The sequence below is a fragment of the Enterococcus sp. DIV0724b genome (assembly GCF_050531475.1).
Classification (GTDB): domain Bacteria; phylum Bacillota; class Bacilli; order Lactobacillales; family Enterococcaceae; genus Enterococcus_L; species Enterococcus_L haemoperoxidus.
Genome location: NZ_CP172890.1, coordinates 2,600,298 through 2,625,696 on the forward strand (window position 1 = coordinate 2,600,298; position 25,399 = coordinate 2,625,696).

18 protein-coding genes are annotated in these 25,399 nt (G+C 36.4%); 2 read left to right on the plus strand and 16 right to left on the minus strand.

Translation table 11 applies throughout. The features are described from left to right. Positions 1–371 precede the first annotated feature (371 nt). The 10 genes from IGJ02_RS12000 to IGJ02_RS12045 all read right to left on the minus strand — a co-directional run bounded on the left by IGJ02_RS12000 (position 372) and on the right by IGJ02_RS12045 (position 13,670). On the minus strand, positions 372–1,205 hold the full coding sequence (locus tag IGJ02_RS12000) for an energy-coupling factor transporter transmembrane component T family protein (protein ID WP_430602134.1): 834 nt from the start codon (positions 1,203–1,205) through the stop codon (positions 372–374). Further along, on the minus strand, positions 1,202–2,911 hold the full coding sequence (locus tag IGJ02_RS12005; RefSeq protein WP_430602135.1) for an ABC transporter ATP-binding protein: 1,710 nt from the start codon (positions 2,909–2,911) through the stop codon (positions 1,202–1,204). The genes IGJ02_RS12000 and IGJ02_RS12005 overlap by 4 nt, the downstream gene beginning before the upstream one ends. A 133-nt stretch (positions 2,912–3,044) precedes the next feature. Next, positions 3,045–3,596, minus strand: a complete 552-nt coding sequence (locus tag IGJ02_RS12010) for an ECF-type riboflavin transporter substrate-binding protein (protein WP_010762965.1) — start codon at positions 3,594–3,596, stop codon at positions 3,045–3,047. 11 nt (positions 3,597–3,607) lie between these two features. Further along, on the minus strand, positions 3,608–4,465 hold the full coding sequence (locus IGJ02_RS12015) for an SAM hydrolase/SAM-dependent halogenase family protein (RefSeq protein ID WP_010762964.1): 858 nt from the start codon (positions 4,463–4,465) through the stop codon (positions 3,608–3,610). 229 nt (positions 4,466–4,694) lie between these two features. Further along, positions 4,695–6,050, minus strand: coding sequence for a phosphoglucosamine mutase (gene glmM, locus IGJ02_RS12020; protein WP_010762963.1), 1,356 nt, complete (start codon positions 6,048–6,050; stop codon positions 4,695–4,697). A 90-nt stretch (positions 6,051–6,140) separates the two neighbouring features. After that, positions 6,141–7,289, minus strand: coding sequence for a CdaR family protein (locus tag IGJ02_RS12025; RefSeq protein WP_010762962.1), 1,149 nt, complete (start codon positions 7,287–7,289; stop codon positions 6,141–6,143). Continuing rightward, on the minus strand, positions 7,286–8,173 hold the full coding sequence (cdaA, locus tag IGJ02_RS12030; RefSeq protein WP_430604111.1) for a diadenylate cyclase CdaA: 888 nt from the start codon (positions 8,171–8,173) through the stop codon (positions 7,286–7,288). Before cdaA ends, IGJ02_RS12025 begins: the two co-directional genes overlap by 4 nt. Positions 8,174–8,331: 158 nt before the next feature. Further along, on the minus strand, positions 8,332–12,009 hold the full coding sequence (gene nifJ / locus IGJ02_RS12035) for a pyruvate:ferredoxin (flavodoxin) oxidoreductase (protein ID WP_430602136.1): 3,678 nt from the start codon (positions 12,007–12,009) through the stop codon (positions 8,332–8,334). Positions 12,010–12,218: 209 nt separating this feature from the next. Beyond that, a complete protein-coding gene (locus IGJ02_RS12040; protein WP_430602137.1) occupies positions 12,219–13,223 on the minus strand; it encodes a DUF3114 domain-containing protein in 1,005 nt (334 codons plus the stop codon). A 138-nt stretch (positions 13,224–13,361) separates the two neighbouring features. Further along, complete coding sequence (locus tag IGJ02_RS12045; RefSeq protein WP_010762958.1) at positions 13,362–13,670, minus strand: antibiotic biosynthesis monooxygenase family protein; 309 nt, start codon at positions 13,668–13,670, stop codon at positions 13,362–13,364. A gap of 230 nt (positions 13,671–13,900) precedes the next feature. Here IGJ02_RS12045 and IGJ02_RS12050 point away from each other — a divergent pair, with 230 nt between their 5' ends. Continuing rightward, on the plus strand, positions 13,901–15,589 hold the full coding sequence (locus tag IGJ02_RS12050) for an IS1182 family transposase (protein ID WP_430602138.1): 1,689 nt from the start codon (positions 13,901–13,903) through the stop codon (positions 15,587–15,589). Here IGJ02_RS12050 and glnA read toward each other — a convergent pair. From glnA to IGJ02_RS12075, 5 genes are all read right to left on the minus strand, one after another. Continuing rightward, positions 15,586–16,926, minus strand: a complete 1,341-nt coding sequence (gene glnA / locus IGJ02_RS12055; protein ID WP_010762957.1) for a type I glutamate--ammonia ligase — start codon at positions 16,924–16,926, stop codon at positions 15,586–15,588. The two genes, IGJ02_RS12050 and glnA, sit on opposite strands and share 4 nt — an antisense overlap. A 42-nt stretch (positions 16,927–16,968) precedes the next feature. Then, positions 16,969–17,352, minus strand: a complete 384-nt coding sequence (locus IGJ02_RS12060) for a MerR family transcriptional regulator (RefSeq protein WP_010762956.1) — start codon at positions 17,350–17,352, stop codon at positions 16,969–16,971. 576 nt (positions 17,353–17,928) lie between these two features. Beyond that, the gene (gene hflX, locus IGJ02_RS12065) at positions 17,929–19,170 is read right to left on the minus strand and encodes a GTPase HflX (RefSeq protein WP_430602139.1); all 1,242 of its coding nucleotides are present in this window, start codon (positions 19,168–19,170) and stop codon (positions 17,929–17,931) included. A gap of 12 nt (positions 19,171–19,182) precedes the next feature. Next, entirely contained in the window at positions 19,183–20,094 is a 912-nt protein-coding gene (gene miaA / locus IGJ02_RS12070) for a tRNA (adenosine(37)-N6)-dimethylallyltransferase MiaA (protein WP_430602140.1), read from the minus strand. A gap of 5 nt (positions 20,095–20,099) precedes the next feature. After that, positions 20,100–20,840 carry a glycerophosphodiester phosphodiesterase gene (locus tag IGJ02_RS12075; RefSeq protein ID WP_430602141.1) on the minus strand — a complete coding sequence of 247 codons (741 nt, stop codon included), beginning with the start codon at positions 20,838–20,840 and terminating at the stop codon, positions 20,100–20,102. A gap of 195 nt (positions 20,841–21,035) precedes the next feature. Here IGJ02_RS12075 and IGJ02_RS12080 point away from each other — a divergent pair, with 195 nt between their 5' ends. Then, on the plus strand, positions 21,036–22,340 hold the full coding sequence (locus IGJ02_RS12080) for an ISL3 family transposase (RefSeq protein ID WP_430602142.1): 1,305 nt from the start codon (positions 21,036–21,038) through the stop codon (positions 22,338–22,340). Positions 22,341–22,446: 106 nt separating this feature from the next. Here IGJ02_RS12080 and IGJ02_RS12085 read toward each other — a convergent pair whose 3' ends face one another. Then, a complete protein-coding gene (locus tag IGJ02_RS12085; RefSeq protein ID WP_430602143.1) occupies positions 22,447–25,260 on the minus strand; it encodes a GBS Bsp-like repeat-containing protein in 2,814 nt (937 codons plus the stop codon). Positions 25,261–25,399 lie beyond the last annotated feature (139 nt).

A 25,399-nucleotide genomic window follows, 5' to 3' on the forward strand; every position in this document is an offset into this window, starting at 1 on the left:
GCATAGTTGAATTTTTGTTATAATTTTGCAATTATTTTTTCTTTCCAACTTATAGAGTGCAGTCCCTAGAGCTATCCGCCGAATCTTTCGATAAGCTCTTTCCTCGTCACCTGAATACTCAGGCCTGGCGCTATTCCATATTGGTCTAACCAACCTCCTTTATATTTTTTCAAATAGAAACTGGATTAATCATACAACGAACCCTATATATGTGTCAACACTTTTATCAAAAACTCTAAATTGGTCTAGTCAAAAAAAGGATAAAAAAATGATTGGGCCATAACTCTGCGAGTCATATCCCAACCATATAGAATTCGAATAAAACATTGGAGCAAAAGCAACGATTCTCGCCACAATCTCTTCAAATAGTGTTAATTAAAAGGATTATAAAATCTACCGCCATTGACTTTGAATAAAGCAAAACTTAAAACAGTCAATAAAATAGCGAATCCAATAACAATAAAATCAGAGGTATGAAAAGGTCGTTCAGCATACCATGTTCTTTTCTTTTTTTCCCCAAAACGACGCAATTCCATCGCTGTGCTGATTGTTTCAATTCGATCTAAGCTAGAGAGTATCAATGGAAAAACAATTTGGGCTGTTCCTTTCAATCGTTGTGTTAGTTTACCTTTTTTAGACATCTCAAAGCCACGTGCTTGCTGTGCTAAAGAGATATTGACAAAATCTTCTTGAATATCTGGAATATACCGAATGGCCAATGCTACAGCATAACTGATTTTATAGCTAACACCGATCCGATTTAAACTGGACGCAAACTCACTTGGGTTGGTCGTCAATAGAAAAATCAGCACCAACGGTATCGTACAAAAATATTTTAAAACTAAATTAAATTCATAAAACAGTTGCTCTTGTGTTAATGTAAAACGACCTATCCCTTCTAAAATGACGGTTCTAGAATGGTATAAATCTACTCCATATTCGGGCGAAAATAGATACACCGCAATAATGTTCAGTAACGAAAACACAAAAATAAATTTTACAACAAATGAAATTTGGTGCCACTTAATGTGTGATAGCTTAAATAAAACCAATGAAAATAGCGTCATCCCCATCAAGAAACGGGTATCATACGTTGTCATACAAGCAACCGACAACAGAATCAAAAAAATCAATTTAGCCGTTCCATTCAATTTATGAATCATTGTACTATCAGGAATATAGCCTAACATTTGATGTTCATTCATTTCAAACGCACCTCCTGATCATAAGCCATAAAGCTTTCTGTAAACAAAAACGGCTCTTTCATACCTAGATGTTGCGCAAAAGTAAATAAACTTGTTTCTTTCAATGAAGCACGTTCCACTAATTGAGAATCCGTCAACACTTTAACTGGTGTTGTATCTGCGAGAATTTTGCCATCATACAAAACAATTGCACGATTTGTATATTCCAACATTAAATGCATATCATGAGTAATCATAGCAATTGTTACACCCAAGTCATTTAGCTTTTCTAAAAAGGTCATCATTTCAGTATAATGCTTAAAATCTTGACCTGCTGTTGGTTCATCTAAAATAATCATTTCAGGTTCTAAAACTAAAATTGCCGCAATCGTGACTCGTTTCTTTTGACCAAAACTAAGTGCTGAAATCGGCCAATGACGAAACGAATATAGACCACATATTTTTAAAACATGTTCAACACGTTCGCTTATCTCTGCTTTTGGCGTTCCTTTCAAGATCAAACCCAAAGCAACTTCGTCAAAAATCATTTTCTTTGAAATCATTTGATTAGGATTTTGCATGACAAAGCCAATCTTATCTGCTCGTTCTTTAATAGAAAACTGAGTAAAATCTTGTCCTAACCAACTCATTTTTCCTGATTGCGGTGTAACAAATCCACAAATAGCTTTACTTAAAGTGGATTTACCGGCACCATTTTTCCCAACAATGCTCAGCATTTCTCCACGATTGAATGTAACCGAAACATCCTTTAGAACAGATCGATCATTTCGGTTATATTGGTACGTAATATTTTCCAATTCCAATAATGGTTGTAACGTTTCTTGCGCTATCGCTTGAGATTGTTTGTTCATCCATTTTTCCATTTGTACTTTCAAGTTTGGTGCTTGAACTTTTTCAATGTCAGCTAAATGATCAACCGTTTCTAAATCCACACCAGCATATTTCATCGCTGTGATATAAAGAGGTTCTCGAATCCCTTGTTCCGATAATATATTCGTTTTTAGTAGCTCATCTGCTGGTAAATCTGCGACAACTCGTCCATCATTAAACACGATCACACGATCCACAGAACGATATAAAACATCTTCTAAGCGATGCTCAATAATCAAAATAGTGGTTTTCGTCTTTTGATGGATTTCTTCAATCAACCCAATCGTTTCTTTGCCTGCTTTAGGATCAAGATTAGCTAGTGGCTCATCAAATACCAAAATCGGTGCCTCATCTATCAAAACACCAGCCATCGACACTCTCTGTTTTTGTCCGCCAGACAAATCTTGTGGTCGATGCTGTAAAAAATCATTCAATTCAACGATTTTAGTCCAATGATCGACTTCCTCTTTCATCTTACTTTGCGATACTTCATCATTTTCTAAAGCAAACGCAACATCTTCTCCCACTGTTAATCCGATAAACTGACCATCTGTATCTTGTAAAACTGTTCCAACGTCAAAAGATAAATCAAATAGACTGGTCTTTGTTAATTCTTTATCACGGATCGTTACATTTCCTGTTATTTCCCCTTCATAGCTATAAGGAATCAATCCATTGATACATTGTGCAAAAGTCGATTTACCACTACCGCTCGGCCCTACGATCAAGACTTTCTCCCCTTCATAGATCGTTAAATCAATAGTGTGTAATGTAGGTTCCGCCTGACTATGATATTGGAAAGTAAAATTGTCAAAAGTTATCAGTGGTTTTTTCATCGATGACGCTCCCTCATTCTATGTAAAAAAGAACAAGAAAAGGCTGGTACGCTTTGAAAATCAAGCTTGCTTTTTCTCGCCCTTAATTTTATTTCAGAAATTATATTTGTACTAATTTCATTTTACTACATAATCAATCTTTTGTTAAACTCCCTTTTTTAGTTCGCGTAGCAGCATAAGCTGCCATCAACAATGTTCCGATGATCCCTACTGCAATAATGTTTAATACAACAGCAATCACGCCTTGTGTGTATACTTTACTAGCTGGTTCACTGTAAATCAACACATCTAATGTCGGTGCAATCAAACCCCAAACTACAACATTTCCAATCACTTGATAAATATTAAAATAAATAATGTCTTTTTTATTGAATTCGCCATGTTGAAGATCGATTTTTCTCCCTGCAAAACCATAGATCACTCCTATAATACCAGAACAAATGATCCAACTCCACCATGCACTGCCATACGTTGTAAAATCTTTTAGCGTATGACCAATTAGGCCAATCAAACCGCCTGCAACAGGTCCAAAAATAACAGAAATTAGTGCTAAAAACGGATAAGCTGTTTCTAAGTTTGTATTGGGAAATCCTGTTGGAATCACCACAAATCGACCTAAAATAACAAACACCGCTGATCCAATGCCGATTGCTACAATTGTTTTTACTGAAAAATCTTTTTTCATATTCCCCACTCCTATTCAAAAATGATCTTCGGTGCTTTTCTTAACTGGATCGTCCAGTCTGTTCCCGTACCAATATGATACAGTTTAGAAAACGAATCCTGATTGACTGCTACCCCAATATTTACCAATGAATTCACATAAACTAAAGGTTCACCAATATTCACATCTGCGAAAGATTTAGCAAATTTCATAATATTTTGGTACACTTTTTTCCCTTGATGATAAATTGTTACTTGTAATTGATCCCCATGCATAATCTTTTCATCTTTCATAAATGCCAAGGGAATATTTGTCCATAAAGAACCAAAACGAATATCTAAAACATCGATACTTCCTTCTAAAATATGTTCATTATGCTTCGCTTCGATCAATGGCAATACTTTGATGGAATCGATCCCAACAATACTGCCAAGTTCTTCAAACGAAATCTCACCACTAGCCAAACGCGCCCCATTATAAGCATAAATATCCCTGCCATGAAACGTGTGACTTTCTTCTGAATGAGGTAAGCGGCTTGTTACTTCATCGATCGACCGTATCTCTTTGATTCCTTGATAATGGGAAATATGTGTTAAAGATCCATTATCCGGCGTAATGATATAATGTCCAGACTTGGTTTTTGCTACGATACTTCGCCTTGTACTTCCTACACCAGGATCAACAACAGAAACAAAAACAGTTCCTTTGGGCCAATATTTTACTGTTTGATACAGACGATAAGACGCCGCCCAAATATCATAAGGAGGAATTTCATGGGTCAAATCGCCAATGATGATCTCATCACTTACCATATGAGCGACACCATACATCGCACTTACTGCCCCGTCGCCAAGTCCAAAATCTGTTTGCAAAACTAAATGGTTTCCCATCTTATTGCTCCTCTCTGACTATTTCTATCTATCATTTTTTGTGAAAAAATAGGCTGTATCCTGATTTATTTCCCTATCAATTCTCAAACATAGTACCTTTTTCTGTTTATTCTGTCAATAATATTATCGAACAATCATCAAGATATACCAATCATTATTCGTTTTTTCGACCAGAAAAATAACCCGTATACATGTTTCCATGCATACAGGTCATTCCAATCATTTTTTATTAGCCTATACCAATCTCAGATTTCACGACATCAGCAATTTTATCTACATAGTAATCCACTTTTTCTTGTGTTGGAGCTTCAGCCATCACACGTAATAAAGGCTCTGTCCCAGAAGGACGAACTAAAATACGGCCATCGCCATTCATTTCTGCTTCCATTAATTCAACAACTTCTTTGATTGCAGGAACATCCATTGCCCCGTGTTTGTCCGTTACCCGAATATTCACTAATTTTTGTGGATAAACAGTCAACTCTGAAGCTAACTCAGATAATTTTTTCCCTGTTTGTTTCATAACATTCAATAACTGAATACCTGAAAGCATCCCATCACCAGTTGTATTGTAATCCAAGAAAATCATATGTCCTGATTGTTCCCCACCAAAATTATAATCATTTTTACGCATTTCTTCAACAACATAACGGTCACCAACTTGAGTAATTACGTCTTTCATTCCAGCTGCTTCTACCGCTTTTCTGAAACCTAGATTACTCATAACGGTTGTAACGATCGTATCTTTTTTCAAACGGTTCTTTTCAGCAAGGTATTTTGCACAGATAAACATGATCTTATCTCCATCAACAATATTCCCTAACTCATCAACTGCAATGATTCGATCACCGTCACCATCAAATGCAAGACCTGCGTCAGCACCTTTTTCAACAACCATTTCAGCTAATTTTTCAGGATGAGTAGAGCCAACACCATCATTGATGTTCAGCCCATTAGGACTTGTCCCCATTGTATAAAAATCTGTTTCTAAATCTGCGAATAAACGATTGACAGAAGTTGCTGTTGCTCCATTTGCCGCATCAATACAAACAGTCAAACCAGATAAATCTCCCGGAATTGTTTGTACTAAGAATTGAGAGTATTTCAATAATCCTTCTGGAAATTCATCTAACGTACCTAAGCCTTCAGCAGAAGGACGAGGTAAATTGTCTTCTGGTGCATCTAGTAATGCTTCAATTTCAAGTTCTTGATCATCTACTAATTTAAATCCATCTGAACCAAAGAACTTAATGCCGTTATCTTCTGCTGGATTATGAGAAGCTGAAATCATGACACCGGCCGATGCTTTTTGTAATCTTGTTAAGTAAGCAACTCCTGGTGTTGAAATAACGCCTAATTGAAATACTTCGATTCCTACAGACAAAAGTCCTGAAATTAAGGCTTGCTCTAGTAACTGACCTGAAATACGTGTGTCACGTCCTACTAAAACTCTTGGTCGGCGTGTAGAATCTTCATGTTGACTTAATACATATCCGCCGAAACGGCCCAATTTAAATGCTAATTCTGGTGTTAGTTCCTTATTTGCAATTCCTCTAACACCATCTGTTCCAAAATATTTACCCATCATAACTCTCCTTCTACTTACTAAGATATCATCCGTTATTCTACTAAGTAACCCACATAGGAATAACTGATTTTCTTAGGTCAATCTACTTTAACTTGCAGGAACTGAACTACTCCCGTTTTCTAGATTATCTTCGGTAGTACTCTCAGTACTTGTCGAACTTGACGAACTTGTTGTACTTGAAGAACTTATCGGTCTTTCACTGGACGGTAACGGTGGTGGCAACACTTGACTTGAATAAGATGTTGTCGTGCTTTGTCCGGTCGTTTCAGAGTAACTTGTATCGGAACCAGCAAAGACTGGATTGATTGTCACTTCTACTTCCTCAGGTGAAACAATGTACTCTGAGTTTGTTGGAATCTTTATTTTTTGTTTAGTTGATGACTTTATATTCGTCACATCAACAGGTAATTCTATTGTATCGATTGCGTCTAAAACTGATTTTGTCCCTCTAATTTCAACTTTTTGCTCCGAAAGATTAAATGTAAAATGCTCAACACCTGAAGGCGGTGATCCTGTTGGGCTGATTGTCAGTCCAACTTCTTTTGAAGGTAATGTTAAGTCAACGACAACTTTTACTTGAGGCGCCGGATTTTCAATACTTAACACTTGTCCTTTACTATCAATTGCTTGGACGTTGACCGTTTGTTTGATTGTATCAACAGATTGTTTGACATTTGATAGTGGAGCAATGACACGAGAGATTGCTTTAGCCGTCTCTTCTCCCGTCGTGATTTCCACTGTTTTAGGACTTACTGAAATTTTCTCTACTTTATAGCCTTCAGCTTCGATTGATTCTGGCAATTGGGCCTCTACGTCAAATGATTTTGTTACTTTTTTCTCAACTGTTACAGTGATTGTTTTTGGTTCGATCTCAGCAGTTACAGCTGTACTTAATCCTTTAACTCTTAATTGAATTTCCGAAGTACCAAGCGGTGTTTTAGTTAAATCAGCAACTACTTGAAAATTTCTAGTATCTTCATTTGATTCTAAATTCAATTGAATTCGATTTGCGCTGCTTAAATGGACGTTCACGGTTTCTTCATAACCAGAAACAAAATATTTGGCTTGATCATACTCTACTTGAACCGGTATATTATAAAGCATTTCATCATAAACTTGGTTTGTACCAGACATATTCGATATATTCCCAGATGAATTAGCATTGAAAAATAGCAACAAGGCAAACAGTAATGCTAATAATCCTGAAAACCAATTGCTTTGGGAGGGCTTTTTCATTTCTTTTTCGCCCCTTTCGATACACCGTCAAGAAAGTGTTGCAAAAGATTTTTTTTATCTTTGTTTTCTTCTTTTGGTACTAATTCTGCTCTAAGAATTTTTAAGTACTCTTCCTGTGTCAATCTAGGAATCAAATCATTGTTTAGCGTCAGACTGACGTCTCCTGTTTCTTCTGACACAATGATCGTCACAGCATCACTTACTTCACTAATACCAACAGCTGCTCTATGTCGGGTACCGAATTCTTTGGGAATCAAGTTACTTTCTGATAAAGGCAGATAGGCACTTGCTACAGCAATTTTCCCTTGTTTTACGATTACAGCACCGTCATGTAGTGGCGTATTCGGAATAAAAATATTGATCAATAATTCTCCAGTAATGTTGGCATCTAAAGGAATACCCGTTTCAATGTATTCATCTAAACCAGTATTTCTTTCTATTGTGATCAAAGCACCAATCTTCCGTTTCGACATATACTGAATGGCTTTATCGAAGGAGAGAATCATTTTTTCATCTTCTTGTTGCTCTGACCTAGTTGTACGGAAGAATGAGCTTCTACCGAGATGTTCTAAGCCTCGCCGAACTTCTGGTTGAAAAATCACAACAGCAGCAATTACACCATACATAATTACTTGGTTCATCAGCCAAGATAATGTATGTAGACCAATAATTTCACTTAATATTCGGATCACAATAAAAACAGCGACCCCTTTTAACAGCTGGACGGCTTTTGTTCCCCTAACGAGCATGATCAATTTGTAGACAAGGTACCATACTACCAAAATATCTATAACATTAATAATATAATCACGGGACAAGAAATCAGATGAGATCAATTGCCGCCAATAATTTAAATCAAATAATTGACTAAGTTGAAAAGACATCATAAACCTCACCTCTCTCTGAAGATTTCTTAATAAGTATACCATAATCTTTTCCTTGGTTACAGGATGAGTATGAACGATAGAAAAATTTAAATAAAAAGAATGAAAGAAGTAGAATCAAGTTTCTGCCTTCTTCCATTCCAAATCAAAAGAATTGTTTATTCTTCTATCTTTCCACGTTTTGCTGCACGTTCAGCTCGTCTAGCTGCTCTTCTTGCATCAGCTTCTGGATCGACTACTCGCTCTTTTTTTACACGAGGTGCTTTTTCACCCACTACTTCTTCTGTTGCTTTTTCTAATTTTGCTCGGATTTTTTCTTCTTGACCAGCCATCCTTGCATAATTATAAAAACGATTTTTCGCATCATCAACCGTTTTTTCAAAAAGTTTACCTGCAAATTCAGGCTGTGTAGCTTCTAATGAAGAGAAACGAACTTGTTTACGCATAAACTCCTGCATCGCTTCAAAATTTGGTTTTTTGTAATCTAAAGTCATTGGATTTTTTCCTGACTCCCTTAGTTCTGGATTATAGCGATACAATGACCAATAACCGGAATTAACTGCTTCTTTTGCTTCTTCCAAAGTTTTACTCATTCCACCCACTAACCCATGCGTAATACAAGGCGTATACGCGATAATAATAGATGGCCCTGGGAAACGTTCAGCTTCTTCAAAAGCTTTGATCGTCTGCATTTGATTAGCACCCGACGCAATTTGAGCTACATAAACGTTGCCATAAGTCATTGCCATCATGCCTAAATCTTTTTTAGAAACGTATTTACCACTTGCCGAGAATTTTGCAATGGCTGAGGCAGGTGTTGCTTTTGAGGTTTGTCCACCAGTATTAGAATAGACTTCATTATCTAAAACTAGCATATTAACGTCAGCACCGCTGGCAAGAACATGATCGATCCCCCCATAACCAATATCGTAAGCCCAACCGTCTCCACCAATCATCCATTGACTATTTTTCACAAACAAATCGTTGTCTGCATAGATTGTTTCTAATAAAGGTTGATCCTTTTTTTCATCTAGTAATGCAGCTTTTAGTTTGGCAGCACGTTGTTGCGTGCCTTCACCCGTGTGCATATGCTTGATCCAATCTTCCATTAATAATTTTAACGCTGGAGAAGCAACATTCATCGCTTCACTCATCTTCATCGCTAAATGCTCACGACGTGTTTGGCTAGCTAAAAGCATTCCATACCCAAATTCTGCATTATCTTCTAATAATGAGTTAGACCAAGCAGGACCTTGTCCTTCATCATTTGTTGTATAAGGAGCAACAGGTGCTGCTCCACCCCAAATAGAAGAACAACCTGTAGCGTTTGCGATCATCATTCGATCACCAAACATTTGCGTCAATAATTTCACATAGGGTGTTTCACCGCAACCAGCACAAGCACCTGAAAATTCTAATAGTGGTTTGTTAAATTGCGTTCCTAAAACAGTATTTGGTTTGGCTGGATTTTCCTTTTGTTTCAACGTCATAGAAAATGCCCAGTTCATGGCTTGTTCTTTTTGCTCTTCGTAAGGTTTCATAACTAAAGCTTTGCCTTTGGCTGGGCATGCGTCCACACAAAGTCCGCAACCTGTACAATCTTCTACAGAAACTTGAATACGATACTTTAGACCATCGGCTCCGCGCATTTCTCTGACGATATAGCCTTCTGGTGCTTCTGCCATTTCTTCATCGTCTGCCAAAAATGGACGAATCGCAGCATGCGGACAAACAAACGCACACTCATTACACATTGTGCAACGATCACTATTCCATTCTGGTACTTCTACAGCGATACCACGTTTTTCGACAGCAGTCGTACCTAGCGGCATCCGCCCATCCGCCATATCATTTTTAATAAATGCACTGACTGCAAGATCATTTCCTTCTTGACGATTGATTGGTTCTACGATCTCATGAACATAATCAGTAATGTTTGCTTTACGGACTTTTGGTTTTACTTCAATTGTTTTCCACTCAAGTGGCACTTCAACTTTATGCAGAAGTTCAACAGTGCGTTCAATTGCTTGAACATTTTTTTCAACAACAGACATCGATTTTCTTGCATAACTTTTAAATGCTTCTTCTTTTAAGATTGGTAGTACCTCATCAAATGGCATGATCTCCGCCAATTTGAAAAAAGCTGTTTCCATCGCTGTATTGATTCGACCACCTAATCCAACTTCACTAGCTAGTTTAACGGCATTGATCGTATAAAAATTAATCTCGTTTTCAGCTAAGTAACGCTTTAGTTTATTGGGTAAGAATCGTTCCAATTGTTCGTCATTCCAAACTGTATTCAGTAAAAAGGTTCCCCCTTTTTTCAATCCCTTAACTAAATCATACGTATTTAAGTAAGCTGCAGTATGACATGCAACAAAATCTGCATGCTCGATCAAATAAGTCGAACGAATCGGTGTCTCGCCAAAACGTAAATGAGAAACTGTCAACCCACCAGATTTTTTTGAATCATAATAAAAGAATCCCTGAGCATATTTATCCGTATGGTCCCCAATGATTTTGATTGCTGACTTATTTGCACCAACTGTACCATCTGAGCCAAATCCCCAGAATTTTGCTTGATAGGTTTTTGAATTGGTCAAATCGAGAGCTTCCCCGCAATCAAGTGAAGTGTAAGTCACATCATCTACAATTCCGATCGTGAACCTCGATTTTGCTGCTTTTTTATCTTTTAGTAACTCATCATAAATCGCAACGATTTGGTTTGGTAAGACGTCTTTTGATCCCAATCCATAACGGCCGCCAATAATCATTGGACGCAAATCCGACTCATACATCGCACTTTGAACATCTAAAAGTAGCGGCTCACCGCCGGCTCCTGGTTCTTTCGTACGATCCATCACTCCGATCGCCTTAACAGTTTTAGGCATTTTTTCTAAAAAGTTCTCTATTGGAAACGGACGGTACAAATGAATATTTAAGAAGCCAACTTTTCTGCCTTGCTTCGTCAAGTAATCGATCGTTTGCTCGATTGCTTGGGCAGCTGACCCCATTGAAACAATCACTTCTTCTGCATCTTCAGCTCCGTAATAAGTGACCAAATCATAATTCGTCCCTCTAAGCTCATTGATTTCATCCATGTATTTTTTCACTATAGCTGGAATTTGTTCATAATAGCTATTGATCGTTTCACGTTGTTGGAAATGGATATCTGGATTTTGGTTCGTTCCACTAACGGAAGGATGATTTGGATTCATGCTTCTGCTACGAAAATCGCTTAGTTTTTCTTGATCCAGTAATGGTGCTAATTCATCATAGTCCAATACTTCGATTTTTTGGATTTCATGACTAGTCCGAAATCCATCAAAGAAGTTGATAAATGGAACACTTGATTCAATCGATGCTAAATGAGCGACCGCTGATAAATCCATGACTTCCTGGACGCTACTTTCACATAACATAGCAAACCCTGTCTGACGAGCAGCCATCACATCTCCGTGGTCACCGAAAATGTTCAGCGCATTTGTTGTTACAGCACGACTAGCAACATGAAAGACTGACGGAAGCAACTCTCCAGCAATCTTATACATGTTCGGTATCATCAGTAATAATCCTTGTGAAGCAGTGTATGTAGTTGTTAATGCACCAGTTTTCAACGATCCGTGGACTACGCCTGCCGCACCTGCTTCTGATTGCATTTCAACAATTTTAACAGGTTGTCCAAAAATATTTTGCTTGCCTTCTGCCGACCACTGATCGACAAGTTCAGCCATCGTTGAGCTTGGTGTAATTGGGTAAATAGCGGCTAATTCAGTAAACGCATATGAAATATATGCTGCTGCTGTATTTCCATCCATCGTCTTCATTTTTCGCATTATATAGTCATCATCCTTCTATCTAAAAGTAGAATAGTTGCACGCATATTCTTCTCCATTATAACGGAAGCTGCTCAATTTTGAAACAGTTTGTGAAAATATTTCACAAACTTATTGATTATTTTGCTTTCTTTCTTTAAAATAAAAAGAATTTTTGTGAAAAATAAAAAAGTCAGGAACCTATACTCCCAACTTTAATGGCTTTTGATTTAGATTTTGTTCGTTCGTTTTTTATACCGAACCCCCTTTTCTGCTAAGCGTCTAACCGCTTGATAAAACCAATTATCGGTTGGCGAAATCCAATTCTGTTTAAGTTGAGTCCGCTTATTTGTATCAAAGTATCGAGGAGGATTTCCATCTAGTTTATCGTGTGTATGATATTGATCAAATCTAGGGCGCTCGCCATAGTTGAACGATTCACCATTTGCAATTGCACATTCTAAGTAGTCTCTTTCTTTGATTTGTTCTTTCCATTGGCTTAAAAGTTGACCCTGTTCATCTAAAATAAATTCACTATGATAATCTCCCGATAAAATTTTTCGATAAAACCCTCGTTTTCTGATTTTTTTTAATAACCCTTTATTAGTAAGGGTTCTACTTCCTTTTTTAAGATCACCAGCCGAAATCTCTATATCAATATGAGCACGGTTATGATATTGCGGATCTGCATAAAACCAATTATCTTTAAGAATCGTTTTGATTGCAACTTCATCATTTTTTAAATTGTAGCATTTTTTGTAGTCTTCCACATATTCAATAATACATTTATCTAATTGATTTCTAAATTGATGGATTTTCGTTTCATTTTCATATTTTTTCTTGAGGGCTGTTTTTGTTAATTTTTTATCTGCTTGTGCTATGATCAAACCATTTGGATAAGCACGTTGTACAGCTTTTGAATAGTAATCGAAAAAAGGTGCCCCTGGCGGCATTTGATCATAAAATTTATATTCAGTTGACGCAAACTGTAAATCACCTGAATCATTCAGGTAACCACCCAGATGATCGATGACTAGTATAACTTTTTCTTGATCTGAAAGCTGACTATTTTTTAACATTTCTGTGTAGATTTCAGAACCAACTAAAAAAATTTCTTGGTTGGCATTCAGTTTATTTCCATTTATATTATTTATGTAGGTAACTAGAGCGGCTTTGTCCCACCCCTGTTGCTGAAGCTTTTCAAAGTTAGCTGGAGAAAAATTTAATTTGTTCATTTCTATTCTCCTTAATGTTTGTTTAACTTCTACTATACCCGCTTTTTTATTAATTTTACACTTATTTGAATGAAGGCGTGGTATAAAGTTAAAAAAAATCCAAAGTAAATAAATTACTCCAGATTCTAATTGCTATTTTTAAGCAAAAACTTCGTAGCTTTTTCTAATTTTTTCTATAACGATAGACGGTTTGCTGTCTTTATTTTTATGTGCCTCTCGATGTTCTTGTAAGTGCTCTGGACGTTTTAGCCAGTTTTGAAAATCTTTTTTACTCTGCCATTTAGAAACCAACATAAATTCACAGTTATCCTTATCTTCTGTATACCAACATTCACTTGATACACAACCTGAAAATCCTACCATTGAAGCGACATCTTTACTTGTTTTAGCTTCGAAAATTTCTTTTCCTTCTTTTTTTATAGTAAACGCAACAGTTTGAACGATCATGATTCCCTCTCCTTTTCAAGTTCAATTGATAATGATTCTCAATTATAATTATAACATACTTCTTCAGTGTTAACCGAACAATATAAAAAATGAGCTTGGGACGTAAGTCCTAACGAAAAATCCAGATATCAGTCAAATTGATTGGCATCTGGATTATTTTTTTGTACAAAAATAAGAACACCTTTGCTAAAATAAAAGTGACTAAACAAATAAACTAGCGAGGTGTTCTTATGTTTAAAAATTATACCACAAATCAAGTCGTTCTTCCTCTAGATTTTAGTTTTCAGTTAGAAAAAAATGATATTGCTTTTGCCATTAATCAATTAGTCGAAAGTATTCCAGAGGAACGCTTTCTTCCTTTTCACCATCAAATGGGGCCTTCTTCTTATCATCCAAAAATGATGATGAAGATGATTTTATGTGCTTACACGCAATCTGTATTTTCTGGTCGTAAGATTGAAGCGCTAACGAAAGACAGTATTCGCATGATGTGGCTTACTCAAAGTTATCAACCTAGTTATCGAACCATCAATCGTTTTCGAGTGAATCCTTTAGTGAATGCACTCCTTCGGGAGTGCTTCGTCCAGTTTCGTAGCCAATTAGTCAAGGAACAATTAATCGATGAAGAAGCCATTTTTATCGATGGTACAAAGATTGAAGCCAATGCCAATAAATACACCTTTGTTTGGAGAAAATCCATTGATAACTTTGATAAAAAGCTTACTGAAAAATCAAATTTTCTCTACGATGAATTGTTAAAAAATCAAATTATTCCTGAAATTGAGCGAGAGTCCGCAAAGGAATTATCTGTCACTGAATTAGGCAAGATTGAAGAAAATCTAGCGCAGGTTGTAGAAAAGTTTACAGTCAAAATCGAACAAGCAGAGGATGGAATTACTCGCAAATCAATTCGTTCTAAACGAAAAGTTCCAAAAAAATTAAGGAAACTTTTCAAGGACTTTAAAGAGCGAAAACTCGCTTATCAAAAACATAGACAGATTTTAGGGCAACGAAACAGTTACTCTAGAACGGATCTAGATGCCACTTTTATGCGCATGAAAGAAGATCACATGAAGAATGGGCAGTTGAAAGCTGGCTATAATCTTCAAATTGCCACAAACAGTCAGTACATTTTAGGGTACGATCTTTTCTCAAATCCAACAGATACACGAACATTCCGCCCTTTTTTAATCACCTTAAAAGAGCGTTTCTTTGATCTGCCAAACTATATTGTCGCAGATGCCGGCTACGGAGGAGAAGAAAACTATCAAGCGGTTTTAGAGGATCATGAGCGAACACCACTCATCACTTATGCCATGTATCATAAAGAACAGAAGAGAAAGTTTAAACAAAATCCGTTCCTTCCAGCAAACTGGCCGTACCAAGAAGTAGAGGAAACGTTTCTTTGTCCAAACGGACGGAAAATGACTTTTCGAAATTATTCTATTCGTACAGATAAATATGGATTTAAACGGTATTTAAAACGGTATGAATGTGAAGACTGCTCGAATTGTCCTCTTCGAAGACAATGTACAAAAGCGAAGAGTGACAAGAATCGTGAGATTCAAAAGAACATGAACTGGGAATATTTTAAAGCGACGGTTCAACAGCTGCTTTCAGAAGTAGAAACAGGTAAAATCTATCGCCAACGAAAAATTGACGTCGAACCTGCTTTCGGACATTTGAAGGCTTGTTTAGGCTTCACTCGTTTCTCTGTTCGAGGAAAACAGCAGACACACAATGAAATTGGATTCGCGTTAATGGCAGTAAATTTAAGGAAATATAGGCTAACTAAGCTAATAAACAAGGATGATTCTCTACACAATCTAAAAAATAGAAGACCGAAAATCATTTTTTACGATTTTCGCTCTTCTATTTTAAGATTCTTGGGACTTACGTCCCAAGCTCGTAGCTCTTAGTATAACTCTAAATATTGTTCTCTTTCCCACTCAGAAACAGTTTGACGGAAAGCTGCCCATTCCATACGTTTCGCTTCAACAAAGTTCACATAAATATGCTCACCTAACGCATTGATCATTACATCATCTTTACGTAATTCTTTAATAGCGTTATGCAGTGTTGAAGGTAAATCATGGATTTGCGCTTCTTTTCGTTCTTCTTCATTCATCACATAAATATTACGGTCAACCGCTTGTGGTGGATCAATTTCATTTTTGATTCCATCTAATCCCGCTTGTAAAAGTGTAGCCATTGTTAAATATGGATTTGCTGACGGATCAACTGATCGTAACTCTAAACGAGTAGATAAGCCACGCGATTCAGGAACTCGAACTAACGGCGAACGATTGCGACCACTCCAAGCAACATATACAGGCGCTTCATATCCTGGTACTAAACGTTTATATGAGTTAACCGTTGGATTACAAACGGCTGTATAAGCACGAGCATGTTTCAATAATCCACCAAGAAAATGATAAGCCGTTTGACTTAGTTGCATCGGACCATTTTCATCGTAGAAGACATTTTCATCGCCTTTAAATAATGACATGTTACAGTGCATTCCTGATCCATTGATGCCATACAATGGTTTTGGCATAAATGTTGCGTGTAAGCCATGTTTTCTAGCAATTGTTTTAACGACTAATTTAAAGGTTTGGATATTATCACAGGCTTCGATAACATCAGCATATTTAAAGTCAATCTCATGCTGACCTGGCGCCACTTCATGATGAGAAGCTTCAACTTCAAACCCAAGACTTTCAAGTTCAAGAACGATATCTCTACGGCAGTTTTCACCGAGATCGGTTGGTGCGAAATCAAAATAACCACCTCGGTCATTTAAGTCAGTTGTGATTTTACCATCTTCATCTAATTTGAATAAGAAAAATTCCGGCTCAGGCCCAAGATTGAATGAAGTAAAACCTAACGTTTCCATATCTGCTAATGCTCGTTTTAAATTACCACGAGGATCTCCTGCAAATGGTGTTCCATCAGGATTATAAATATCACAAATCAGACGAGCAACTTTCCCATGTGTGCTTTCCCACGGAAAAATCATCCATGTGGATACGTCTGGATATAAATACATATCACTTTCTTCAATTCTCACAAAACCTTCAATAGAAGACCCATCAAACATCATTTTATTGCTTAACACTTTATCTAATTGGCTCACTGGAACTTCCACATTTTTGATTGTTCCCATAATGTCTGTAAACATTAATCGTAAAAATCGAACATTTTCTTCATCGGCTATTCGTTTGATATCTTCTACTGTGTTTTGTTTCTTCGTCATCGTCTTCCTTCACGTCCTTCATTTTTTGTGTAAAGCTAATTGTTACAATTTTGGGCCTCTGGATTGGAATGGATTTTGTTGAGTAAGTCCGCCTTGAGAAATAAGTTCATCATATAAAATCTTCCGAACATCTTCATCGGTCAGCGGTTTGTTTGTTTCTTGGGCATGCATTTGTTCTTCCAGCTTCATTTCATAAACACGTTTGATTCCAGCCATGTTTAGACCATCAGATAAATAATCCTTGATTTCAAGCAATACATCAATGTCATTTAGTGAATACATACGTCGATTTCCTTCGCTTCTTTCAGGATGAATCAAATCTTGCTCTTCATAATAACGTATTTGCCGTGCTGATAAATCAGTCAGTTTCATAACTGTACCAATTGGAAAAACTGACATTGACCTTCTCAGTTCCTTTTCTCTCATATCCACCCCCCTCTCTTCGATTAAAAGTGTAGCAAGCTTGTTCAGTTTCGATAGAAAAATAGGTAAATAGGTTTGTTTGAGTTTTTCACAAACAGATTATATCTTTTTTTCGAGAAGCTAGCCTGCTTAGCTAGATAGATTAGATATAGAATATCAATACTTTTTTCTGTTGTCAATGATTTATGTTAGGTTTTCTAACATAAAAATAAATAATCCCAAAAAAAGCTGCTACATCGAGAAAATCCCACACAATTTGTGGCTAAATAAAAAAGGTATCTTTAACGATAAACTTACAGAAAATATATTTTTGCTCAAATTCAGTTTAAAAAAGTATACATAGCAAAATGAAATAATCACTAAAAAAACGGATGAACACATCAATATGGAAGAAAATAAAGCAGCACTGTATCTTAGACCAATAAATATTTTTTGTTTAGAAACAAATATAGACAACAATATAACTATACCAAAATAAAAAAACTGAGTAAAAAAACACTATAAAGGTTCTCCCACTCAGTTATATACTATACAATTATACTCTTAATCACATCTACTTGTAACAATTTATTTTGATATTTATTTCTCTAACTCACGTGTCCATTTAGAGTTATTCTTAGCAAATCCCTTAACATGATATACATTTTCCTCTTCTTCAAATGTTTCCGATAAAAGTAACGTATAACGTTTCAATTCACTTAGTTGTTGTCCTTGGTTTGAAGGTATATCAAACTCATATGGAACTAATAATTCCATCATCTTCTCTCTAACCGCTTTTGTGAGTTCTTCTTTCCCTAGTGTACTCTTAGCTGAAACTAATATGTTGGGAAACAGCGTAGGGACAAAGTCAGCTTCATCGATTTGATCACTTTTATTGTAAACTGTTAAAACAGGAATCTGCTCTAAATCTAGATCATTCATTAAGTCGACAACTGTTTGTTCATGTTGTAAGCGATCTTCGGCACTTGCATCGACCACATGTAACAACAAGTCCATTCCTCGACTTTCTTCCAACGTTGATTGGAACGCTTCGATCAGCTGCGTCGGTAAATCTTGAATAAATCCTACAGTATCTGTTAGCGTTACAATCATCCCTTGCGGTAATTGCCATTTTTTAGTTAAAGGATCCAGAGTTGCAAATAATTGATCTTCTGAATAAGTACCCGCCGTTGTCAGCAAGTTTAAAATAGTTGATTTTCCGGCATTCGTGTAGCCGAGCAAACCAATTTGAAACAAATCTGATGATTGGCGTTTTTGTCTGCTTCGCTCACGATGAGCTGAGACTTCCTTTAGCTCACGCTTGATTGCGATGATCTTATCACGGATGTGTCGGCGGTCTGATTCAAGTTTCGTTTCTCCAGGGCCCCTAGTTCCGATCCCACCACCTAAACGAGATAACTGTTTCCCCTGCCCGACCAATCGGGGAAGCAAATAATTCAGCTGAGCTAGCTCAACTTGTAATTTCCCTTCTTTAGAACGTGCCCGCATCGCAAAAATATCTAAAATCAATTGTACTCGATCGATTACTTTTACACCGACAGCTTCAACAATCAGTTGATTTTGTCTTGGTGTTAATTCATGGTTAAAAATAACGATATCCGCTTCATACGCATCGACTAACTGAACTAATTCTTCTGCTTTTCCCTTACCGATCACAGTCTGCGAATCTATTCGAGGCCGTTTTTGCGTTAAAGAAAAAACAACTTCCCCTTGTGCGGTCTTCGTTAAGTTTTTTAGTTCTTTCATAGAACCTTCAAATCGAGTGTAATTCCCCTCTGTTTCTACCCCGACTAAGATGACCTTTTCTGCTATTTTATCCATTTTTTGTCCTTCCTAAGAATCCAACCATTTCTCTATTTCTTTTTCTAAAGTTAAAATAGTATCAGGTGCTTGTATTAAGTCCCACCAGCTAGCATCCATACGATTTCTAAACCAGGTCAACTGCCTTTTCGCATATCTTCTAGAATTTTGCTTTACTTGTTCAATTGCTTCCTCTAAAGATTCTTTACCTTCAAAATAAGGAAAAAACTCTTTGTAGCCGATCCCTTGAATCGACTGTTGCGTTTGCATGTTATAAAGTAGTTTCGCTTCTTTTAAAAGACCTTGTGCCATCATTATATCGACACGCATGTTGATACGCCCATAAAGTTTTGTACGGTCCGTTTCTAAACCAACCAAGAAATAATCGTACAATTTTTTTGGTTTTTCTTTTGGGGTCAAAATACTAAAGCCTGTTTTATCAAATACTTCTAGTGCCCGAACTACTTTTTTACGGTTATTAAAATGGATACTTTCAGCTGCTTGGCTATCTTTTTTCTGTAATAACTCCCATAAGCTTTGGTTTCCATGTGTTTCAGCAAATTGTTCATACCGCTCTCGTATGTCTGTTGATTCATCTCTGGCGCCTAACTCAAAATCATAAAGCAGTGCTTGAACGTACAACCCTGTTCCACCAACAACAATCGGTAATTTTCCTTTTGCTGTAATCGAGGCGATTGCCTGACGCCCTTCTTTTTGAAAATCTGCTACAGAATAAGTCTCAGATAATTCTCGGCAATCTATCAAATGATGCACGATACCAGCACGTTCTTCTTCCTTTACTTTCGCTGTACCTATATCCAAATGTTTATAGACCTGCATCGAATCGCCGCTAATGATTTCTCCGTTTAACTTTTTAGCTAACGCAATACTTAAAGAGGTCTTTCCAACTCCTGTTGGTCCTACGATTACTAATACTTTTTCCAATTTTTTCATCCTTTATTTTGTATCGACTCGCGCATTTGTAATGCCTTAGCTGGATAGTCTGTATGAATTCCAGCCAAACGATGACTGAAGCAAAGTTTCATTTTTTCTTCCTCATTCACTGTCCAAGGACGAATTTCTTTTGGAAACTCTGCTAAATCATTTAAATGTTCTACTAGCCAATCAACTTTTGGGTGGATCCCTTCAATAAATTCTGACCGAAGTGCTCGTTTTTCATCTTCCTCCGACAGATTAAATACTGAAGCAATAGGTTGATTTTTTTCTATTTCCCAGATTTTTTCCAAGCTTTTAAAATAAAAACTTGAATACATATACTCAAAAGGCCAACACTGAGACCTCATGAGCTGAACGATAAGCTGTTCAATTCCTTCATAATGGATTGTATCTGTTTTAATCTCAATATTCAACAAACCTTGAAAATTTTCTTTTTTAAGTAACATGACCACTTCTTCTAAAGTTGGGATTTCTTGAGAGATCGGATTTTTTTCAAACCAGCTACCGGCATCTAATTGTTTTAACTCTGCTAATGTCAGAGTGCCAACATGTCCATGACCATTGGTGGTACGATCGATCATTTCATCATGAATCACGACTAGATGTTTATCTCTTGATAGCTGAACATCTAACTCGATTCCATCAGAACCAATACGAATGGCTTCTTTAAATGCAGCTAAGGTATTTTCTGGATGGGTTCCTTTGCTGCCCCTGTGGGCGATTATTTTTGTCATAAGTTACCTCCAATTGAAGATATTGTATCATTCCTAACAACGAGTATCAAACAATTAAAAGGATTTTATGGCTCTATACTTTCTGATGTTGGTGAACAATCACCGACATCTTTTTTAATGCAAAATAATAGAAAAGACACCCTGATATCCTTTAGAATTAAGTCGACTAAAACCAATCAAAAGGAGGAAATCAAGATGTCCTATACAAATCTTATCAAAAATACCTTAGATATTCTAGACTTAAATATTACTTTTAATGAAAATTCTTTAAAAAAGGAACGAATCAAAGGACGAATCTGCCACGTATTTTCTGGTACATTGGATTATTTCGCTCACTCCTGTCATCATTGTGGTGCCAAAGAAAACGGATCGATTATTCTTTGGAGCTTTACAACGTGTCTGATTTTACTGAATGATGTCTCTGAGGTTCAGACATACTTACGCTTGAAGAAACGTCATTTCTTCTGCCATTCTTGTGATAGAACTTTTGTCGCTGAAACAAGTCTTATCGAAAAGTGTTGCTCGATCTCGAAGAAAGTCAAGCTTTCGATTGCCGAGCGTCTACGAAACACTTCGTCTATGAGCGAAATTGCCCGTCAAAAGAAGGTCTCTGTTTCCTCTGTTTATCGCGTATTGAAACAGTTTTACGAACCAAAAAAAATCAATCGACTCATCTTGCCAGAAGTTCTTTGTTTTGATGAATTTAAATCAGTGAAACAAGTCGCTGCCTCTATGAGTTTCATTATGATGGATGGACAAACAAAGCAATTACTCGATGTCGTTGAAAACCGCCAGTTTCCTTTTTTAGAACGCTATTTCTCACGATTTTCTTTATCTGTTCGTGAAGGTGTAAAATACATTGTTTGCGATATGTATGCGCCTTATTTTTCTTTAATTAAGAAACTATTTCCCAAGGCTCAGATTGTTCTTGATCGCTTTCATATTGTGCAACACATCGGGCGAACGTTCTTAAAACACCGTATTCAACGAATGAATACCTTTCTCCATCAAGGATCTGTAGAAGCCAAAAAATACCGTCACTTGAAGAAATACTGGAAACTACTTCAAAAGAATCAATCGAAGCTCAATTTTGAAAAACGCCAATGGCGTCCTTCCTTCCGTGCTTATTTAACAGAAACCGAACTCGTGGATCGGTTACTTGCCTATGATGAAGAATTAAAAGCTGGCTATACCTGTTATCAGGATTTTCTCTATGCCATACAAACAAGAGATTACACACGGTTTCATGCGTTATTAGAACAAGATTATTCTAGGCTTCCAGCTTATTATCAAACAACCATTACTACCTTTAAAAAAGTTCAAACGGGCATTAAAAATGCGTTAGATTTGCCTTATTCCAACGGACCGTTAGAATGCTTGAATAACCATATCAAAGTATTAAAGAGAAATGCCTACGGCTTCCGTAACTTCTATAATTTTAAATTGAGGATTATTTTATGCTTTGGTACTGTTCTTTTTCAACCAAATAAAAAGACCTAGAGGAAAAGACCTCTAGGACTCATACTAAATGATTTAATTCTTTGGATTTTCTTCCTCATCACAAATTAACAAGGAAACTTTATTAATGTTTTCTTTAGTAGATGTTTCAAATTGCCACTGAGCTAGCTGCAATGCTAGTTGTAAGTCCATTATTCGAATACATATAAACATGAACTTTATACGTTCCTGTATTATGATTATGGTTTTTTATATCTACTGTTGCTTTATAGGTTCCATCTGATTGTTTTACTGCATCATACCATTTTATATCTGATTGATCGGCTTTACTCCATACTGGAACAGATACCCGAGTTATTCCTGATCGGCTTATTCCAGTTACTGTTATATCAAAGGTGCCTTTTTTTGTATTATATGCCCCTACTTCTGCACTCAATTTTGGGGTAGAAACTGTAAATTTGTTACTTGTTATAAATTTCATTGTTCCATTTGGAAGTTGAATATACGTGTGCATATTGTAACTACCTGCATCTTTGTGTTTTTTTATATCGATACTTGCACTATAAGTTCCGTTGCTACTTCTCTTACCAGAATACCATTGAAGATCATCTTGGCCATTTTTATCCGACCATGTTAAAAAATGAACAGGTGTATTGATGTCATAGATTCCCATTGAAATATCTGCAGTCACAGTATAGATCGTTTCTTTTCCATTTGAATCTTTAATTTCAGCTGTTCCATTCACTTCTGGCAATGTTACATTTACTGTGTTAGCTGCAATGCTAGTTGTAAGTCCATTATTCGAATACATATAAACATGAACTTTATACGTTCCTGTATTATGATTATGGTTTTTTATATCTACTGTTGCTTTATAGGTTCCATCTAATTGTTTTACTGCATCATACCATTTTATATCTGATTGATCGGCTTTACTCCATACTGGAACAGATACCCGAGTTATTCCTGATTGGCTTACTCCAGTTACGGTTATATCAAAGGTGCCTTTTTTTGTATTATATGCCCCTACTTCTGCACTCAATTTTGGGGTAGAAACTGTAAATTTGTTACTTGTTATAAATTTCATTGTTCCATTTGGAAGTTGAATATACGTGTGCATATTGTAACTACCTGCATCTTTGTGTTTTTTTATATCGATACTTGCACTATAAGTTCCGTTGCTACTTCTCTTACCAGAATACCATTGAAGATCATCTTGGCCATTTTTATCCGACCATGTTAAAAAATGAACAGGTGTATTGATGTCATAGATTCCCATTGAAATATCTGCAGTCACAGTATAGATCGTTTCTTTTCCATTTGAATCTTTGATTTCAGCTGTTCCATTCACTTCTGGCAACGTTACATTTACTGTATTAGCTGCAATGCTAGTTGTAAGTCCATTATTCGAATACATATAAACATGAACTTTATACGTTCCTGTATTATGATTATGGTTTTTTATATCTACTGTTGCTTTATAGGTTCCATCTGATTGTTTTACTGCATCATACCATTTTATATCTGATTGATCGGCTTTACTCCATACTGGAACAGATACCCGAGTTATTCCTGATTGGCTTACTCCAGTTACGGTTACATCAAACGTACCTTTGTTTACGTTATATTCCCCTACCTCTGCACTTAAGGTTGGATTAGAAATTACAAATCTATTACTTGTTACAAATTTCATTTTTCCATTTGGAAGTTGGATATACGTATGCACATTATAATTACCTGCATCTTTATGATTCCTTATATCGATGCTTGCGCTGTATGTTCCATCATTATTCTGTTTACCAAAATACCACTGAAGATCATCTTGGCCATTTTTATCTGACCAAGTAGCAAATTGGACAGACTTTGGAGTTTGTCCACCCGTTTCTATGTTTCCTGTAGCATTATACACAGTCTCAGAGCCTGTTGTATCTACAATTGAGGTTTTTCCTGTAACCGGAATACTTTCATCCCATGCTGCATCTCCGGTAAACAATCCTGTATAATCCGTATTTATATCAAATGCATGAGCAATTCCTGGGAAATAAAAATTTGAAGACCATTGCCATGAAGAAAAGTCACTATTCCAATTTTGAGAAGCTGTAGGTGAATATGGATACTGCGCTACCCAAGTATTATTCTTACCAAATAGTCCAGTATCAAAAATACCTCCTGCAACATCCAACCAACTTCTTGACAAATAGTATGCAACCTTACTGTATCCAGAACTATTCAATTTATTTTTGAAAGCCATCGTGTTTGCATTTAGAGAATCAATTCGCATAGCTGGTTCTTCAATATCAGATACCATCACTGTTTCTTTAGATAGGCCTAGTGCATTAGCCTTACTAGCAAAATATGCTGCTTCTGCTTGTGCGCCTGTAGCTGAAGTGTAATGACCATAATGATACACGGAAACTTTTAAGCCTGCACTTTGAGCATTTCTTATTTGTGACTCTGCCTCAGGATTAAGATAGGTTGTTCCTTCTGTCAGTTTTACGATAACACCTTTTACCCCATAGTTTTTCATCATTTGGTATTGAGCGACAGTAATTGTACCGTTATGTGAGGACACATCAATAAAACTGACTGTTGGACGATTTGTTTCACCTGCCATCACTACATCTATTGCTTCTCTAGTTTCTCTTTTACTTCTTCCTTTTGAAGCTAGGTCGGAACGATCTGACGGACGTGGTTCGTAATACTCCAGATTTTCTTCTGCTAGAGGACTAGTCTCTTCTATAGTGCTATTTGTAGTACTACTAGATACTTCAGTCTTTTCCTCGCTAGAGCTACTAATTGTTGAACTTTCACTCTGTGTATTCTCTGTACTTCCATATGTACTGGATGTATCTTGGATAGTTACTTCTTGACTTGATGTAACTTCCGCTAATGCTTGCATAGGTGGATATGCATATGTGGATAAACATAAAAAAACAGTTCCTAAAGAAAAAATTTTCTTCATATAAATCAATCTCCAAACTTTTTTATAGTGAATTTAATGAGTTTTCTAATTTTACAATATTCAAATTTATAAAGCAATGATATAAAAAAAATCTTTTCGTTATCAGCTTGACAGCCATTTATAATGTAGTATTTCTATC